We start from the raw sequence: 1,679 nt of genomic DNA, 5'->3' as shown, positions 1-1,679 counted from the left end.
AGCAGATGGGTCATAGCGACGACTGCCTGGACTCCTGGCCCGAGCCGCTGTGCTGGGTCGACAGCCTGCGCCAGCCGGCCTTTGGCCGTGATCCGCTGCCTTTGGTGGCGTTTCCGGTGGGTGGCCTGTATCGCCAGGAAATGCTCCACCACCTGGAGGTGGGTGGCTGGCCCTGGCGCATCGCCTATTCCAGTGCCAGCCTGGCCAGCGTCTGTTCGGCGGTGGCGGCGGGCCTGGGCATCAGCCTGTTGCCGGTGCGGGTGCTGGGCAAGGGGCATCGGATTCTCGACGCCGCCAGCGGTTTGCCGGACATCCAGGGCGTGCGCCTGGCGTTGTACGCCGGTAGCGGCTTGAGTCGGGCCGGCAAGGCCCTGGAAAGCCAGCTGCTGGCGCTGTGCGAGAGTCAGGTACTGAAACTGTGAATGGTGCAGTCGGTTATAACTACTGTTAGCTGCGGCGATAACTTATGTTGCAACTAATGGATAGCTATAGCGATTTCGTTGAGTAGTAAACGGTGTTTGTCGTGGACAGGGTTAAAGTTGCCGGCCATTCTCCTGTCGTGAGTTTCCAGAAGGAACTCGCGTTCATTGGAAGATAATTAAACAGCATAAGGAAATCGCATCATGTCAAGCATTAACGGAACTTACGTAAACTCCAACGCTGATGCCAGTCTGGTCGTGACCGACGGTAACGACCCCAATGGTTCTTTCAGCGGCGAGCTCACCCAGGCGGGTGTGAAGTACAGCGTGACCGGCCACTACCACTTCCAGAACAACAGCGGCCAGCCCACCACCATCAGCTTTTCCGCCTACAACTTCGACTATGGCTACCAGGCCTGGGCGCTGTTTTCGTCGGATCACAAATACGGGCGTCTGCGGGCGTTGGGCGCACGGACCAACTTCAGCGGTGACGTAGTCGGGCTGAGCGGCGAATTCCTCAGGCAGTAATCCGCCTGGCGCAAGTTGCAGTAATGGCAGCGGCCCGATCGTCAAGATCGGGCCGATTTTTATTAGAGCTTTTTTTATATTTTAACTATCGGTGCTGCTTTTTTAGTTGTATCGGCCTATTTGGTGTTTTCTCTTTCTGGTCTTCTCCGCTTCCGCTTCGCCGAACTAACCGACATTCACCCGGGCTGTTTCTAATGCCTTTGACGAATATTTTTAATGCCTGCAAGGCATGGCTATCGGGGCGTTTGTCTGCAGCCCTTGATTGACAGGGCTTTACACAAAAATGCGGTTCTTCATATTCGTTTCTGATCTATTCATAATTTTAAATATTACTTTCGGAGATAAGTGTCTGGCGCCAATCATTCAGCCCTCGACGCTGCTCCGGGGGAGTTCGCAGGTGCGGGTCGGGTTATTCGCAAAAGACTGTAGGGAGTTAATCAATGGGCAATGTCCAGACCGCCGCCAGTGCGCACGAGGTGCTGTGGCGTCAGGCACCGAGCGGCGATCTGGTCGATCTCGGCCGGCCGCATCGCTTGCCGTTGGGCCAATTACGTTTGCAGAAGGCTCCCAAGGCCGGGCTGCGGCGGCGCGAGGCGATTGCGCTCGGGGTGATCGCCCTGCTGTTGCACGGTGCGGTGATCTACTGGATCAACCAGCAGCCGACTCCGGTATTACCGATCGTGCCGCCGGAAATTCCGCCGATGACTATCGAGTTTTCCCGGCCCGCGCCGC

2 protein-coding genes and 1 pseudogene are annotated in these 1,679 nt (G+C 57.1%); all 3 read left to right on the top strand.

What is annotated here, in order from left to right; translation table 11 throughout:
- Positions 1–422, top strand: a 422-nt coding sequence (locus BLX41_RS35355) for a LysR substrate-binding domain-containing protein (protein ID WP_259744900.1), incomplete at its 5' end; no start/stop codon positions are given.
- 201 nt (positions 423–623) lie between these two features.
- On the top strand, positions 624–947 hold the full coding sequence (locus BLX41_RS13940) for a hypothetical protein (protein WP_123725357.1): 324 nt from the start codon (positions 624–626) through the stop codon (positions 945–947).
- A 440-nt stretch (positions 948–1,387) separates the two neighbouring features.
- Positions 1,388–1,679, top strand: a pseudogene (locus BLX41_RS35350) (energy transducer TonB); the annotation flags it as partial.

The organism is Pseudomonas protegens, from assembly GCF_003732485.1.
Classification (GTDB): Bacteria; Pseudomonadota; Gammaproteobacteria; order Pseudomonadales; family Pseudomonadaceae; genus Aquipseudomonas; species Aquipseudomonas protegens_B.
Note: the sequence above shows the minus strand (reverse complement) of the source record. Positions and strands in the feature narration are given on the sequence as shown.

Bases quoted from the DNA above. Each gene is read 5' to 3' on its own strand.
- BLX41_RS13940 (WP_123725357.1), top strand. From the start codon at position 624: ATGTCAAGCATTAACGGAACTTACGTAAACTCCAACGCTGATGCCAGT.